Source organism: Roseovarius sp. MBR-51 (assembly GCF_053628575.1).
Genome location: NZ_JBRJGQ010000002.1, coordinates 44,981 through 60,554, shown reverse-complemented (window position 1 = coordinate 60,554; position 15,574 = coordinate 44,981). Strand labels below are relative to the sequence as shown.

The following is a 15,574-nucleotide window of genomic DNA, read 5'->3' as shown; positions in this document are numbered from 1 at the left end:
TCAGAACACTGGTTAGCTGCCCCAGATATAGACTGCAGCAAAAAGGAAGAGCCAGACCACATCCACAAAGTGCCAGTACCAGGCGGCGGCCTCAAAACCCACATGCTGCTCAGGTGTGAAATGCCCCCGCATCACCCGAAGCAGGCAGACAAAGAGGAAAATCGTGCCGATCACAACATGCGCACCGTGGAACCCGGTCGCCATGAAGAAGTTGGCACCGTAGATATTCCCGGAGAAACCAAAGGCCGCGTGGCTGTATTCATAGACCTGGAACACGGTAAAGATCGCGCCCAGCGCAATCGCGATGATCAGCCCGCGCTTGACGTCCTGCCGGTTGTCCTCATGCACCAGCGCGTGGTGCGCCCAAGTGGCGGCACAGCCCGAGCACAAGAGGATCAGCGTGTTGATCAGCGGCAGGTGCCAGGGATCAAAGGTCTCGATCCCGGCGGGCGGCCAGACCCCATCGACCATCGGTGAGTTTTCACCCATCGGGTACATGGCATGCTTGAAAAAGCTCCAGAACCACGCGGCGAAAAACATCACCTCGGACATGATGAACATGATGAAGCCATAACGCAGACCGATCCGCACGACGGGCGTGTGATCGCCGGTCTGACCCTCGTTCACCACATCGGCCCACCAGCCGAACATGACGTAGAGCACGCCGACGACGCCCGCCAAAAGCATCCAAGGCCCGTGGTCATGGAAAAACAGGACAGCCCCGAAGAGCATGACGAACCCCGCCAGCGCGCCCAGCAGCGGCCAGATGGAGGGGGGCAGAATGTGGTAATCGTGGTTCTTTTCGTGTGCCATCTTTATCTTATCCCTCGTCGAAGGCTCAGTTCAGGTTTTTATCGTTGTTGGTCCCCTGCTCTAGAGCGGCTTGCTCCTCGGGCAGGTCAATCTCGTGAAACGTATAGGACAGCGTGATCGTGTGGACATACTGTCCTTCACGGTCGCTGACAATCTCGGGGTCAACGTAAAAGGTCACAGGCATCTGCACCCGCTCGCCCGGCTGTAGCACCTGTTGCTCGAAACAGAAACAGTCGATCTTGGTGAAAAAGCCGCCCGCCTCGTAAGGCGTCACGTTATAGCTGGCCGATCCGGCCACGACACGGTCAGTGGGGTTATACGCCTCGTAAAACGCGAGCCCGGTCTCGCCGATGCGCAACTCCATCTGGCGCTCCATCGGCTTGAACTCCCACGGCATGCCGCGTTCCTTGCTGGCGTCGAACCGAATCTTGACGGTCTGTTCCAGCACATCGTCGCTTGCCACTTCCGATACGCCCGTCGCCCCGCCAAAGCCGGTCACACGGCAAAACCAGTCGTAGAACGGCACAGACGCCCAAGCAAGGCCGCCCATCAGCACAACCACACCCACGGTTTGGGTTACCGTCTTGAGCTTTGGGTCCATCGCCATCAGTCCGCCCCCTGTTCGATCTTGGGCACCGCGAAATCTTCATTCGAGACCTTGGCAATCGTCATCCCGAACACCAGCGCCACAAATCCCGCCAGCACAAGCCCAAGGCCCAGATTGCGGCCAAACCGGCGCTTGTGCAGCTCATGTTCCTCGCGAAAGCTCATGTCCATCCCCCAAGGCCCAGACCGCTCAGCGCTGCCTCGGCCAGAATGGCCGTGAAATGCGCAAAGAGATACCAGAGCGACAGCCGGAACGCCCGCTTTTCAACGCGGTAATTGTCCGCCTCTGCCTGATCTTCATCGCGCCGCCAGATGGCAATCGCGTCCCGCAGGAAGAGCGCGTTAAACACCACCGCGACCGCGAGATAAACCGGCCCACCGATGCCGGTGAATGCCGCGCCAATTGCCAGCGCCGCCAAGAGCACAGTGTAGACAAGGATATGCACCCGCGTGGCGCGCCGCCCATGCGTGACGGTCAGCATCGGCACGCCCGCCGTGTCGTAATCGCCGCGCATGAAGAGCGCCAGCGCCCAGAAATGCGGCGGCGTCCACATGAAGATGAGCGCGAACATCAACACCGATTCAAGGCTCACAGAGCCCGTCGCCGCCGCCCAGCCGATCATCGGAGGGAACGCCCCCGCAGCCCCGCCAATGACGATATTCTGTGGCGTCCAGCGTTTGAGCCCAATCGTATAGATCACCACATAAAAGAAAATCGTAAAGGCCAGAAGGCCCGCCGCCAGCGCATTCGTGGCCAGCCACAGCATGACAACCGACATCACCGCCAGCGTGATGCCAAAGGCAAAGGCTTCGTCGCGCGTGACCTTGCCCGCCGGAATCGGCCGCTTCTGCGTCCGCTTCATCAGCGCGTCGATGTCGGATTCCCACCACATGTTGAGCGCGCCCGAGGCGCCCCCGCCCACGGCAATGAACAGGATTGCGGCAAAGCCGATCACCGGATGCACGCCCACTGGCGCTGCCAAGAGGCCCACCAGTGCTGTGAACACCACCAGCGTCATCACGCGCGGCTTGAGCAGGGCAAAGAAATCGCCAAAGCCTGCCTCACCCTCTTGGGTGTGGCTTACGGGGCTGGCTGTATTCAGGCTTGCATCGCTCATTTCGGTCTCCTGCCACGATGCGCAGGATCTGCGCACCCCGGACCTGCTGGATAGGGTGCGCGGGGACCGCGCACCACTCTCGTCTTAGTCAGCCTGCGCCACGTCAACGCTGCGCGGCGTTCCGGCATATTCCTCGATCGCCCCATCCAGCCACTCGGCATAGGCCTCTTCGCTCACCACTTTGACGGTGATCGGCATATAGGCATGCGCCTGACCGCAGAGTTCCGAACACTGACCGAAATAGATGCCCTCTTTCTCGGCCTTGAACCAGAGCTGCGCCAGACGTCCCGGCACCGCGTCCTGCTTCACGCCAAAGGCGGGGATGGTCCAGCTATGGATCACATCGGCCCCGGTGACGGTCATCACCACGGTCTTGCCCACGGGCACAACAACGGATGTGTCGGTCGCCAGCAGGAACTCATCCTTGCTGAAACCGGCCTCGACCAATTGTGCCTCGACCTCCGGCGTCATACGATTGTCGCCACCCGTCGCCGGCGCGCCGATCATATAGCTGTCAAAGGCGAAATCGTGGTCGGTGTATTCATAGCCCCAGTACCACTGATAGCCCGTGACCTTGATGTTGATCTCCCCCTCGGGGATCTCTTGCTGCTTGAACAGGATCGGCAGAGAGAACGCGCCGATGAACACAAGGATAACAATCGGGATGATCGTCCAAGCGATTTCGACCGGCGAATTATGGGTAAAGGTCGCCGGGTTCGCATTCGCGCGGCGATTGTAGCGCACCGCAGCAATCGCGAGCAGCGCAGTCACAAACAGCACGATGGCGATGATGATGATGTTGATCGTGCCGTCCAGCCATTGCAAATCCCGCGCAAGTTCGGTTGCCGCCGGCTGAAAGCCCATCTTGCCGTCAACGGGCTTTCCTACGATCTCAAGCCCCTCTTGAGCCATGGCAGGAAGGGTGAAGAAGGCGGTCAGAGCCGCCGTAAGGCTGGAAGTTAGTCGCATTTTACACCCTGATCGGTTGAAGCGGTTCATGTCTTTTTGCGAGGGACACCCCGCCACCGGGCGGAATCCCATTGTCTCGGTGTCGTCTAAAACCATATTCTGCCTGAAACGACAAGAAAGACCATTGCGGCAAACGGACGCTTTTTTGATTTAAATCAAATTAAGGCCCGTCCCAGACCGCGCCGGAGAGAAAGAAACCCGATGACCGACACATCTTTTCGCCCCTTCGAGACCCTGCTCGACCGCGCAACCGCCCTCTCGCGCCTGCGCGATGCAACCGAGGGTGCCGACGATGGCGAGCTTTTTCTCGAACGCCGCCGCGCCGAGGGGCTGATGTTCGACGATGGCCGGGTCAAGACCGCCTCCTATGACGCCTCGGAGGGCTTTGGCCTGCGCGCGGTGCGTGGCGAGGTCACGGGCTATGCCCATTCCTCCGAGGTGACTGACGCGGCTCTCAAGCGCGCCGTGGAAACGGCACGACTCGCGGTGGGCGCGGGCGGCGGCACGCTGGCCGACGGTCCCTTGCCCACGAATCGCCGCCTATACACCGACGCCGACCCCATCGCCGGGGCCAGCTTTCCGGTCAAGCTCGACACCCTGCGCGAGATGGATGCCTTTGCCCGCGATCTCGACCCCCGCGTCGTCCAGGTCACAGCCTCGATCGCCGCCTCTCTGCAAGAGGTGGTGATCCTGCGCCCCGACGGCACCGAGGTCAGCGATACGCGCCCCATGACCCGCGTCAATGTGTCGGTGATTGTCGAACAGAACGGCCGCCGCGAAAATGGCAGCGCCGGTGGAGGCGGGCGCGTGGGGCTGGACGGTCTTCTTGACCCCGCCGACTGGCAGGCCAAGATTCGCGAGGCGCTGCGCGTGGCACTCGTCAATCTCAGGGCCGAACCGGCCCCTGCGGGCATGATGGATGTGGTGCTTGGCCCCGGCTGGCCCGGCATTCTGCTGCACGAGGCCATCGGTCACGGGCTTGAGGGCGATTTCAACCGCAAAGGCTCCTCCGCCTTTGCCGGCCTCATGGGGCAGCGCATCGCCGCCCCTGGTGTGACCGTGCTCGACGATGGCACCATCCCCGACCGGCGCGGCAGCATCACCATCGACGACGAAGGCACGCCCTCGGCCAAGAACGTTCTGATCGAGGATGGCATCCTTGTGGGTTACATGCAGGACCGCCAGAACGCCCGCCTGATGGGTGTGGCCCCCACTGGCAACGGACGCCGCGAAAGTTACGCCCACGCGCCCATGCCGCGCATGACCAACACCTATATGATGGGCGGCGAGGCCACACCGGATGATCTGGTGGCGGAGTTGAAGGACGGCATCTATGCCGTGGGCTTTGGCGGCGGTCAGGTCGATATCACCAACGGCAAGTTCGTGTTCTCCTGCACAGAGGCCTACCGCGTGAAGGACGGCAAGATCGGCGCGCCGGTCAAGGGTGCCACCTTGATCGGCGACGGCGCAACCGCGCTCCAGCAGATCCGCGGCTTGGGCAATGACATGGCGCTTGATCCCGGCATGGGCAATTGCGGCAAGCAGGGTCAATGGGTGCCCGTGGGCGTTGGCCAGCCGACGGTGCTGATCGGCGGGCTGACTGTGGGCGGTTCGGCGACGTAGCGCGCCGTGCGGCCGTGACTTACGCCGCGGTCTTCCATTTCAGCGGAGTCACATAAACGACACTCTCGCCAACACTGACCATCACATCGCCGTCCTGAATATTAATCTGAAGCTTCATCGCGCGGCTTGCCAGTTTTGCCAGATCGCCCGTGTCCTTCTCGGAAAAACTTATCACCTGAAGATTATCAAAACGGGTGGTGCTGTTCTTGACCTTGTCCCACCACATCTCGGCTGTCCTGCCTCCATAGGGATAGACAATCACCTTGGCGGCTTTGCTACAGGATTGACGCATCACCTTTTCGCTGGGAAGCCCAAGGGCCACCCACACATCAAGCTCACCGCTGAGGCTTTTCTGCCATATGTCCGGCTCGTCATCCGTCGATAGGCCCTTCGTCATTTCCAAATGCTCATGGGCATTCAGCGCAAACGCGACGATGCGCACCATAAGCCGCTCCTCGGTCTCTGAAGGATGCTTGGCAATGGTCAGTTTATGGGTCTCATAATAGTGACGATCCATGTCAGAGACTGATAACTCAACTTTATAGATGGTGGCATTCTGCGCCATGACGTGTCCCAAATCTTCAAAGATTGGGATGCCTACTGCGTCTGGCGCGTGTTTGAAAGCAGATATGAGCACGAGCCCATAGAGGGGCGATATGGTGTTGCCATGGTGTCTTGGCTCAGGGCGCGAGGGGTCAAGGCAGGCGGCCTGCGGTGTTTCGATCGTCGGACCACCCGTCCCTCTTGTAATGACCCACCAGACCGGGCGGGCTTTCGGGCCCTTAGACCTCGACCGCTTTCGACGCCTGACAGAACGCGCCTGACACTTAGGGTTCCAACTAAGTTTTATTGACACCCGTCACTCATGATATTACTTAGGGATATGGCTAAGTATGATCCCACCCTTGATCTCTGCTTTTCGGCGCTTGGCGACCCAACGCGACGCATGATCCTTCAGCGTCTAGCGCAGGGCGAGGCCTCGGTCAGCGCGTTGGCCGCAGGGCATGACATGGCGCTGCCGTCCGTCATGGAACACCTGAAAAAACTCGAAGCGGCCAATCTTATCACCTCAAGGAAAAAGGGGCGGACGCGACTCTGTGCGCTGTCCCCGGAGGCATTCACACCAGCCCAAAATTGGCTGAGCGCACAGAGTGCGATCTGGGAAGGGCGTCTCGACCGCTTTGACGATTACATCACGACTCTCATGCAGGAGACAGAGACATGACCCTCGATCCCAAGACCGATCTGACATTCACGCGTACCATCGACGCTCCACGGGCCCTGCTTTGGGAGTGCTGGACAACCCCAGAGCACATCAAGAATTTCTTTGTACCAAGACCCCATGTTATCGAGGCATGCGAGATCGACCTGAGGGTCGGAGGCAAATTCAATACGACAATGAATGTCGACGGCCACCGGATGGAGAACGTGGGCGTTTTTCTGGACGTGGTCGACGGCGAACGATTGGTGTTCACAGACACCTATAGTGAAGGATGGAAGCCCGCCCCCGATCCCTTCATGACGGCGATCGTCGAGTTTGCCGATAATGGACACGGTGGAACCACATACACGGCAACGGCACGCCATCGGTCATCCGAAGCGCGGCAGAGCCACGAGGATATGGGTTTCTATGAGGGCTGGGGAACGGTGGCAACACAGCTCGAGGCCTACGCGCAATCGCTCAAGTGACCGGGGGCGGACGAACGGACGCTCGTTTCCTCTGCACGAGGGGGGTTCAGGGCCCTGACGATTGACGCAGGCTTTCGGTCACGCGCCGTCAGCGATGCATGGATTGCCGCATATCCATGCCCCGCATCGCGCGCTAGGCTCACGACTGGTCTCTCTTGACACGCAGACAATACCTCCACCGACGCGTTACCGGCCCATAAAAACCTACATAGTAGAAATATGTATTGTTTAATATCAATATATTATGAGAAATTCCTGAAAAATATGCGACTCATCTGATTGCGGTTTACCGCACGTTAACCCTCTCAACGTTATCCATGATCTTGCAAGCAGGCGAGGTCACGGATGCCCGAAGATACCCATCCTTCCACTCACCCCCCACTCCCACCCACCACGGAAGATGATCGGGTGTCGTGGCTTCGCCTCTTGCGCTCTCGCCGGGTTGGTCCGGCCACCTTTCACCGCCTGATGGCAGCGCATGGCAGCGCGCAAGCGGCGCTTGCGGCCCTGCCAGAGGTGGCGCGCACGGCGGGTGTTGCGGATTACACCCCCTGCCCCGTCGGTGTGGCCGAGGCGGAATTGCGCGCCGGACGCGCCGCGGGGGCCCGCCTGATCTGCGCTTCAGATCCGGAATTTCCCAGCCGATTGCAAGAGATACAGGATGCGCCTCCGCTTCTTTGGATCATGGGCGATGCCGCGCTGCTCGCTCGTCCCATGATCGCCCTTGTGGGTGCGCGCAATGCCTCGTCGCTCGGCACCCGCATGGCCAAATCCCTCGCGGCAGATCTCTCGGCCCGTGGCTATCTCATTGTGTCGGGCCTCGCACGCGGCATCGACACCGCTGCCCATCTGGGCAGTCTCACCGGTGGCACTGTCGCGGTCATGGCGGGCGGGGTCGATGTGATCTATCCGGCGGAAAACTCGAAATTGGCCAGCGACATCCTCGCCAATGGCCTGCGCCTCTCGGAACAGCCCATCGGCCTCATTCCGCAGGCCCGGCATTTCCCCAGCCGCAACCGGCTGGTCAGCGGATTGGCGCAGGCTGTGGTCGTGGTAGAGGCTGCCGCTAAATCCGGGTCTCTGATCACCGCGCGCACCGCCCTCGATCAGGGGCGCGATGTAATGGCCGTGCCCGGCCACCCGATTGACGCCCGCGCCAGCGGCTGCAACATGCTCATCCGAGACGGTGCCATTCTCGTCCGCAACGCAGAGGATGTGATCGATGCCCTGCCTCAGATTCCCCTCCCGAACCCAGCTCCCGCCCCTCAGACCGAGATGCCCCTCGACGCCGCACCTGTCCCCAAGCGCAGCCTGCGCGAAACGGCGAGCCTGCACGCGCAGATCCTCAACCGTCTCGGACCCTCTCCCTTGGCCGAGGATCAGCTGATCCGCGATCTTTCCACCCTCGCCCACAAAGTTGCCCCGGCGCTGCTTGACCTCGAACTCGACGGGCGCATCACGCGGCTTCCGGGTGGTCTCTTGGCGCTCGCACGGTAAGGATCGTCGATAGGGTTCTGGGCACCCGTGATCCGCAAAGCCCCGTGCAGGGTCATAAAGTCGCGGTTTTGCAACCCTTACGGCTAGATTGACAATTCCCCTTGCCAGCCCACATGGTGCCCCGCCATAAGCCTCGACCAGAGTCGGAAGGAGTGCCCATGCCCGTTGTCGTCGTAGAATCGCCCGCCAAAGCCAAGACAATCAACAAGTATTTGGGCGACGGTTACACGGTTCTGGCAAGCTATGGCCACGTACGCGACCTGCCGGCCAAGGATGGCTCTGTCGACACAGAGCACGGATTTGAGATGACATGGGAAATCGGCGTCGACAGCCGAAAACATGTCAAGGCCATCGCCGATGCGCTCAAACTCGACAACGCCCTGATCCTCGCCACTGACCCCGACCGCGAAGGCGAGGCGATCAGCTGGCACCTCGAAGAAACCCTGCGCAAGCGCAAGGCGATCACCAAGGACACCCCCGTCAGCCGCGTGGTGTTCAACGCCATCACCAAATCCGCCGTCACCGAGGCGATGAAGAATCCTCGCCAGGTCGATGCGCCGCTGGTCGAGGCCTATCTCGCCCGCCGCGCGCTGGATTATCTCGTGGGCTTCAACCTAAGCCCGGTGCTCTGGCGGAAACTGCCAGGCGCGCGTTCAGCGGGCCGCGTGCAGTCGGTCTGCCTGCGCCTCATCGTCGAGCGCGAGATGGAGATCGAGGCCTTTACCGCCCGCGAATACTGGTCCGTCAAGGCCGTGCTGACCACACCGCGCGGTCAGGACTACGAGGCGCGGCTGGTTTCGCTCGCGGGCAAGAAGCTCGACAAGTTCGATCTCGAAAACGCCACACAGGCCGAATTGGCGGTGCAAGCCATCACCTCTCGTGCCCTCACTGTCACGTCTGTCGAGGCGAAACCCGCCAGCCGCAACCCCTCCGCCCCCTTCATGACCTCGACGCTGCAACAAGAGGCCAGCCGGAAATTCGGCATGGGCGCGAAACAGTGCATGTCGGCGGCGCAACGGCTCTATGAGGCGGGATACATCACCTATATGCGCACCGACGGCATCGACATGGCGCCCGAGGCGGTGATGGCCGCGCGCGACGCGATCAAGGATCGGTTCGGCCCCGAATACCTGCCGAAATCACCGCGCATGTACAAGAACAAGGCCAAGAATGCCCAAGAGGCGCATGAATGTATCCGCCCCACCGAAATGACCCGCGACGCAGGCCATATCAAAACCTCTGATGCGGATCAGCGCAAACTCTACGATCTCATCTGGAAACGCACCCTCGCCTGCCAGATGGAGGCCGCCCGGATGGAGCGGACCACCGTCGAGATCGGCAGCAGCGATGGGCAGGTGGGACTGCGTGCTACCGGTCAGGTGATGCTCTTCGAGGGCTTTCTCAAGGTCTATGAGGAAGGCCGCGATGATGTCAGCGGCGACGAGGATGATCGCCGCCTTCCACAGATCATGCAGGGCGAACCCGCAGCCTTTGCCAAATCCTCGCTCCGGGCTGAGTTTGCCAAGGCAAGCGACGGGGCCGAGTCTACCGCCGCCGTGCTCTCTCCCAACGAAGCCATCCTTGGCCTTCAGCATTTCACCCAACCGCCGCCCCGCTACACCGAGGCGACACTGGTCAAGAAGATGGAAGAATTGGGCATCGGCCGGCCCTCGACCTATGCCAGCGTCCTGACCACGATTCAGGACCGCGAATATGTGCGCAAGGAACAGAACCGCCTCTTCCCCGAGGATAAGGGCCGCATTGTCACGGTCTTTCTGATCAATTTCTTCCGCAAATACGTGGGCTACGAATTCACCGCCAATCTCGAAGAGGATCTCGACCGCGTCAGCGCGGGTGAGGCGGATTACAAGGAAATTCTGGCGCGGTTCTGGCGCGATTTCTCCGCCGCGATCGCCGAAACGTCAGAGCTGCGCATCACCGAGGTGCTCGATGTGCTCGACGCGGCCCTTGCCCCCACACTCTATCCCCCCCGCGAGGATGGCAGCGACCCGCGTCAATGCCCGCTTTGTGGTACCGGCCAGTTGCATCTCAAGACCTCGCGCTCGGGCGGCTTTGTCGGCTGCGGCAACTACCCCGAATGCCGCTACACCCGTCCCATCGGCGGGGATGCCGGGGAGAATGGCGACCGTATCCTGGGCGAAGATGAGAACGGCATTGAGATTTCGCTGCGCTCGGGTCGCTTTGGCCCCTATGTGCAACGCGGCGAGGCGTCGGAAGAGAACAAGAAACCCGACCGCGCCAGCCTGCCCAAAGGCTGGAGCGCAGAGGCGATGACGCTGGAAAAGGCGCTCACCCTGCTCAGCCTTCCACGTGAGGTGGGCCAACACCCCGAAGGCGGCATGATTTCCGCCAATTTCGGGCGCTTTGGCCCCTATCTCATGCATCAATCGCCCGAAGAGGCCAAACCGGTCTACGCCAATCTCAAAGACCCGAACGATGTGTTCGAGATCGGCATGAACCGAGCCGTTGAACTCTTGGCCGCCAAACGCGCCAATCCCGGTGGGCGCGGACGTGCTGCGGCCAAGGCGCTGCGCGAAATGGGCGACCACCCCGAACATGGCGGCCCGATCCAGATCCTTGAGGGGCGCTATGGTCCCTATATCAAGTGGGACAAGGTCAACGCGACCCTGCCCAAAGGCACCGAGCCGGAGGATGTGACGATGGAGATGGCCGTCGAGGCCATTGCCGCCAAGGCCTCCAAACCCGGCAAGGGGCGCAAGACCGCAGCCAAGAAGCCTGCCGCCAAAACCGCGGCCGCCAAGAAACCGGCCACGAAAAAACCGCCGGCGAAGAAGGCTCCTGCGAAAAAAGCCAGCAGCGCAAAGGCCCCTGCCAAACGGGCCGCCGCAGGCGAATAGTTCCACGCCGCACAGAGCTGGGTCTACGTAGTAATCCTAATTCCGTGTCGTTGCGGAGAGGGGTGCGTTGACTCGTGCCCACAATGCGCCCCATACCGGGGCCGAAAACTGTCTGGAGGAGTTTCAAATGAAAAAGGTTTACGGCTCTGCCGCCGAGGCGCTTGACGGGATCTTGCAGGATGGCATGCTGATCGCGGCGGGCGGCTTTGGGCTCTGTGGCATTCCCGAATTGCTCTTGGCAGCCATCCGCGACTCTGGCGTCAAGGATCTGACCTTTGCCAGCAACAATGCAGGCGTCGATGATTTTGGCATCGGCATCCTGCTGCAAACGCGGCAAGTGCGCAAAATGATGTCCTCCTATGTGGGCGAGAATGCCGAGTTCATGCGCCAGTATCTCTCGGGCGAGCTGGAACTTGAATTCAACCCGCAGGGCACCTTGGCCGAGCGTATGCGCGCGGGCGGCTGCGGCATCCCCGGTTTCTACACCAAGACCGGCGTCGGCACTCAGGTGGCCGAGGGCAAGGAACACAAGGACTTCAACGGCGAGACTTATATTCTCGAACGGGGCATCTTTGCCGACCTCTCGATCGTCAAGGCGTGGAAGGCCGACACCACCGGCAACGCGATCTTTCGCAAGACCGCCCGCAACTTCAACCCGCCCGCCGCGATGTGCGGCAAGATCTGCATCATGGAGGTCGAGGAAATCGTCCAACCCGGCGAATTGGACCCCGACACCATCCACCTGCCGGGCATCTATGTGCATCGCCTCGTACAAGGCACACATGAGAAACGCATCGAACAACGTACCGTGAGGGCAGCATAATGGCTTGGGATCGCAATCAGATGGCCGCACGCGCGGCGCTCGAACTCCAGGACGGGACCTATGTGAACCTCGGGATCGGCATTCCGACACTGGTGCCCAATTTCATCCCCGAAGGCGTGACCGTCACCCTGCAATCGGAAAACGGCATGCTGGGCATGGGTCCGTTTCCAGTCGCAGGCACCGAAGACCCGGACCTGATCAACGCTGGCAAGCAGACCATCACCGAAGTGCCGCAGACCAGCTATTTCGACAGCGCGCTGAGTTTCGGCATGATCCGGGGTGGCAAGATCGCCATGGCCATCCTTGGCGCGATGGAAGTGGCCGAGAATGGAGATCTCGCCAACTGGATGATCCCCGGCAAGTTGGTCAAGGGCATGGGCGGCGCCATGGATCTCGTGGCGGGTGTGGGCCGTGTGGTCGTGGTCATGGACCACACCAACAAGCATGGCGAGTCGAAAGTGCTCAAATCCTGCACCCTGCCGCTCACCGGCACGGGCGTGGTCAATCGGATCATCTCGAACCTGGGCGTTCTTGACGTGGTCGACGGCGGTCTCAAGATTGTCGAGTTGGCCGAAGGGGTCACCGAAGACGAATTGCGCGCCGCGACCGAGGCGACCATCGTCAACTGATCATCGTCAACTGAAATCCAAGGGCCGAGCGCTTGCGTCGTTCGGCCCTTACTTCATCGCGAGATTGAGCGCGCAGGCGTCCGTGATCAATTCCGGCTGCGTCTTGCAGAGGCCACGCGCCACCTCATAGGCGGCCAGCACCTTGGGGATGTAGTCGCGGGTCTCTGTATAGGGCGGCACGCCACCGTGCTGCTTGACGGCGTTCTCGCCGGCATTGTACCCCGCAAGCGCAAGCACCACATCGCCTTTGAACTCCGTCATCAGCCAGTCCAGATAGGCCACCCCGCCCCGGATATTCTGGGCAGGCGACAGGCTGTCAGTCACACCAAAGCGACGGGCCGTATCCGGCATAAGCTGCATCAGCCCCTGCGCCCCTGCCCCGCTGAGTGCCGCTGGCCGCCCAGAGGATTCGACAGCGATCACCGCCAGAACCAATGCAGGAGAGATTTGCGTGCCGATGGTCTCGCTGAGGATATGGCGACCTTCCGAACGGGCAATGTCTTGCACCGATTGTAGCCGAGGCGCGCTCACGTATTTGCCAGCGGGTGGTCTGCTCAGATGGTCCATCGCCGTTCGCAGGCGCAGATTAGGATCGGTTTGCTGATCGGCGGGGACAAGTTCCCAGAACCACCCATAGGCCGCATTACGCGGCACGTCAGGGGTAACAGGCGCAGGTGTGTCCGTCTTTTTGACACGAGGCGCAGGGGCTTGGGGCGTAACCTGCACGAGCGGTCCGCGTCGTGCCCCCGGCGCAGGTGCCTTTTCCCGCTTGAAGGTGAAGTCAGCGAAGGGTTGCGGCTCCTGCGCCACAACGGGGCCGGTTCCTGCAAGAATCGCAGCAAACACCAAAAGACTTAAAATTTTCATAGCGGGCGCTGCTCTGCCTCTGATTGATTGTGTCAAGTATTGCAAAAATACGCCTCCGGCGCCAGTATTGTCGTAATTAAGGGTCCGAGCACCGCACAATTGCGCCACAATCCCCCCTTCAAACCCGAAGCAAAACAGTTTTTCAGATTTTCTTTTGTTGTTTGTCAATGTCTTAAGATTTTTTATGAAGTTTCTTCTGGTCACTCAAAAATCGGTCCATTGCCGCCAAATTCCCGCCCGAATTGACCGGCTATATGGCTTCACACCACGACGGCAGCGGGCCATTAAAAAAATCGGGTCCTAAACTGAAGCGGCTGTAACACCACAAGCAACTGATCCTTTGGAGGGACCAACAATGATCAAATTTTTCAAAAACTTCTCGAAAGACGAAGACGGCGCCGTAACGGTTGACTGGGTCGTTCTGACCGCAGCCGTGGTTGGCCTGGGTATCGCTGGTGTGGCATCGGTTAGCGACGGCATCGACGCCTTGGCTACTAAGATCGAGACCGGGGTCACAAACCAAGTAGTTGCTGATCCCGGCACCGGCGGCTGATCGGTATCGAATACTTTTAAAGTTCTGGCCGCAAATCTACGATTTGCGGCCATTATGCCCTAAACACATAAAGCGCTCATGCGCGAAATTCAGAACCTTGGTTAAAGCGTAAAGACACTCAAAACATCCAAACGCCGAAGTTCAGGAATTTCCGTACCGAAAGGCGAATTTTGGAATGCGACACATAGCAAGACGATTTGCGTTCGACCAGGATGGGGCGGTGACTGTCGATTGGGTGGTGCTCACCGCAGCCGTCGTAGGTCTGGCTGTAGGCGCGATTTTAACGATCCAAAACGCGACAACATCACTTGGCGGCAACGTTTCAACTGCCGTTTCCAACGTGACTGTCGGAACCGGCAACTAGTCAATCCTCGACCCTCGAGACGAACTCCGGAAGGTTAATCCTTCTGGAGTTCTTTCGTTCTGCTCTTTCAAAAGACACTCCATCAACGCCGAGCGCCGCGAAACGTTCTCGATACATCCAAACTTCCGCCGCATTTGTATGAGATTTCATGGTGCGAGATAGGAGATCGCATAGCGGTTTCTCCTTAAAGATAACCTGGAGAGGAATAGCCATGCGAATTGTCTTCGGATTGGTGCTAATGCTGGGCCTAGGGCTTGCGGGTTTTGCGGTCTATATGGCCAAGACCTACATCGACGGCTATCAGCAGCAGTTGGCCTTGGAGCGTCAGCAGCGCGCGCCCAATATCGAAACGGTCGACATCTATGTGGCCAATCAATTGATAAAATACGGCGAACCTCTCACCACAGAAGCTGTGCGATTGATCGCCTTTCCCAAAGACTCTTTACCAGAAGGAGCCTTCAGCTCCACGGAAGAGCTGTTTCCCAGCGGGGCAAGCGTCGTGCGCAAGGCGCTGCGTCGCATGGAGAAAAACGAACCCATCCTTGCGGTAAAGGTCACAAAGCCCGGTGAAGAAGCGGGTATTACGTCACAATTGGAGCGTGGCATGCGGGCCTTTGCCATCAAGGTGGATGTGACCAGCGGCGTTTCAGGTTTCCTGCGCCCTGGAGACACAGTCGACATTTATTGGACGGGTAGCATCGGAGCGGGCAATCTGCGCACCGAGGAAGACTCCACGGGCGACGTAACAAAGCTGATAGACACAGGGGTGAAACTGATCGCAGTTGATCAGGTCGCCGATATGGATATGACCGAGGCAGTGGTCGCCCGCACAGTGGCCGTTGCGGTCACGCCAAACCAAGTTGCCGCATTGGCGCAAGCTCAATCCACCGGACGGCTGTCGCTGTCGCTGGTTGGCGCGTCGGACGATACGGTTGCCCAGTCCATCGAGGTAGACCAACGTCGGCTCCTCGGACTCACTGCACAGGCGGTTGTCAAGCAGGAGGCGATCCCGGAAACCTGCACCATCCGCACGCGGCGTGGAGCCGAGGTGATCGAGACACCCATTCCCTGCACGAACTGACCCTGCACGAACTGACCCGCTGAGCGATGTTCGGTATTGGCACCCGCTCGCGGGTGCCTTTTT

General features: G+C 60.1%; 16 protein-coding genes. 9 read left to right on the top strand and 7 right to left on the bottom strand.

Going from position 1 to position 15,574, the window contains the following annotated elements; all coding sequences use genetic code 11:
• Positions 1–12: 12 nt before the first annotated feature.
• The 5 genes from ACSSVY_RS02755 to coxB all read right to left on the bottom strand — a co-directional run bounded on the left by ACSSVY_RS02755 (position 13) and on the right by coxB (position 3,506).
• Positions 13–813 carry a cytochrome c oxidase subunit 3 gene (locus ACSSVY_RS02755; protein ID WP_454267906.1) on the bottom strand — a complete coding sequence of 267 codons (801 nt, stop codon included), beginning with the start codon at positions 811–813 and terminating at the stop codon, positions 13–15.
• Positions 814–838: 25 nt separating this feature from the next.
• Positions 839–1,420, bottom strand: coding sequence for a cytochrome c oxidase assembly protein (locus tag ACSSVY_RS02750; RefSeq protein WP_454267905.1), 582 nt, complete (start codon positions 1,418–1,420; stop codon positions 839–841).
• The gene (locus ACSSVY_RS02745) at positions 1,420–1,584 is read right to left on the bottom strand and encodes a hypothetical protein (protein WP_040650841.1); all 165 of its coding nucleotides are present in this window, start codon (positions 1,582–1,584) and stop codon (positions 1,420–1,422) included. The genes ACSSVY_RS02750 and ACSSVY_RS02745 overlap by 1 nt, the downstream gene beginning before the upstream one ends.
• Positions 1,581–2,537, bottom strand: a complete 957-nt coding sequence (gene cyoE / locus ACSSVY_RS02740; RefSeq protein WP_454267903.1) for a heme o synthase — start codon at positions 2,535–2,537, stop codon at positions 1,581–1,583. Before cyoE ends, ACSSVY_RS02745 begins: the two co-directional genes overlap by 4 nt.
• Before the next feature lie 84 nt (positions 2,538–2,621).
• A complete protein-coding gene (coxB, locus tag ACSSVY_RS02735) occupies positions 2,622–3,506 on the bottom strand; it encodes a cytochrome c oxidase subunit II (protein WP_454267901.1) in 885 nt (294 codons plus the stop codon).
• Between the two features lie 201 nt (positions 3,507–3,707).
• On the opposite strand from coxB, the gene tldD reads away from it, so the two are divergent.
• A complete protein-coding gene (gene tldD / locus ACSSVY_RS02730) occupies positions 3,708–5,129 on the top strand; it encodes a metalloprotease TldD (protein WP_454267900.1) in 1,422 nt (473 codons plus the stop codon).
• A gap of 19 nt (positions 5,130–5,148) precedes the next feature.
• Here tldD and ACSSVY_RS02725 read toward each other — a convergent pair whose 3' ends face one another.
• Positions 5,149–5,694 carry a YaeQ family protein gene (locus ACSSVY_RS02725; RefSeq protein ID WP_454267898.1) on the bottom strand — a complete coding sequence of 182 codons (546 nt, stop codon included), beginning with the start codon at positions 5,692–5,694 and terminating at the stop codon, positions 5,149–5,151.
• A gap of 318 nt (positions 5,695–6,012) precedes the next feature.
• Between ACSSVY_RS02725 and ACSSVY_RS02720 the strand changes: the two genes are divergently transcribed.
• The 6 genes from ACSSVY_RS02720 to ACSSVY_RS02695 all read left to right on the top strand — a co-directional run bounded on the left by ACSSVY_RS02720 (position 6,013) and on the right by ACSSVY_RS02695 (position 12,646).
• Positions 6,013–6,354, top strand: a complete 342-nt coding sequence (locus ACSSVY_RS02720) for an ArsR/SmtB family transcription factor (protein ID WP_454267896.1) — start codon at positions 6,013–6,015, stop codon at positions 6,352–6,354.
• Entirely contained in the window at positions 6,351–6,818 is a 468-nt protein-coding gene (locus tag ACSSVY_RS02715; protein WP_454267895.1) for an SRPBCC family protein, read from the top strand. Before ACSSVY_RS02720 ends, ACSSVY_RS02715 begins: the two co-directional genes overlap by 4 nt.
• A 345-nt stretch (positions 6,819–7,163) precedes the next feature.
• Positions 7,164–8,315, top strand: a complete 1,152-nt coding sequence (dprA, locus tag ACSSVY_RS02710; RefSeq protein WP_454267894.1) for a DNA-processing protein DprA — start codon at positions 7,164–7,166, stop codon at positions 8,313–8,315.
• A 158-nt stretch (positions 8,316–8,473) separates the two neighbouring features.
• A complete protein-coding gene (gene topA / locus ACSSVY_RS02705; RefSeq protein ID WP_454267892.1) occupies positions 8,474–11,194 on the top strand; it encodes a type I DNA topoisomerase in 2,721 nt (906 codons plus the stop codon).
• A gap of 127 nt (positions 11,195–11,321) precedes the next feature.
• Positions 11,322–12,017: a CoA transferase subunit A gene (locus ACSSVY_RS02700; RefSeq protein ID WP_454267891.1), complete on the top strand. Its 696-nt coding sequence runs from the start codon at positions 11,322–11,324 to the stop codon at positions 12,015–12,017.
• Positions 12,017–12,646, top strand: coding sequence for a 3-oxoacid CoA-transferase subunit B (locus tag ACSSVY_RS02695; RefSeq protein ID WP_454267889.1), 630 nt, complete (start codon positions 12,017–12,019; stop codon positions 12,644–12,646). The genes ACSSVY_RS02700 and ACSSVY_RS02695 overlap by 1 nt, the downstream gene beginning before the upstream one ends.
• A 48-nt stretch (positions 12,647–12,694) precedes the next feature.
• Here the strand turns inward: ACSSVY_RS02695 and ACSSVY_RS02690 are convergent, their stop codons facing one another.
• The gene (locus tag ACSSVY_RS02690; protein ID WP_454267887.1) at positions 12,695–13,513 is read right to left on the bottom strand and encodes a lytic transglycosylase domain-containing protein; all 819 of its coding nucleotides are present in this window, start codon (positions 13,511–13,513) and stop codon (positions 12,695–12,697) included.
• 355 nt (positions 13,514–13,868) lie between these two features.
• Between ACSSVY_RS02690 and ACSSVY_RS02685 the strand changes: the two genes are divergently transcribed.
• Positions 13,869–14,066: a Flp family type IVb pilin gene (locus tag ACSSVY_RS02685; protein WP_454267886.1), complete on the top strand. Its 198-nt coding sequence runs from the start codon at positions 13,869–13,871 to the stop codon at positions 14,064–14,066.
• 575 nt (positions 14,067–14,641) lie between these two features.
• A complete protein-coding gene (gene cpaB, locus ACSSVY_RS02680; RefSeq protein ID WP_454267885.1) occupies positions 14,642–15,511 on the top strand; it encodes a Flp pilus assembly protein CpaB in 870 nt (289 codons plus the stop codon).
• The last annotated feature ends 63 nt before the right edge of the window (positions 15,512–15,574 follow it).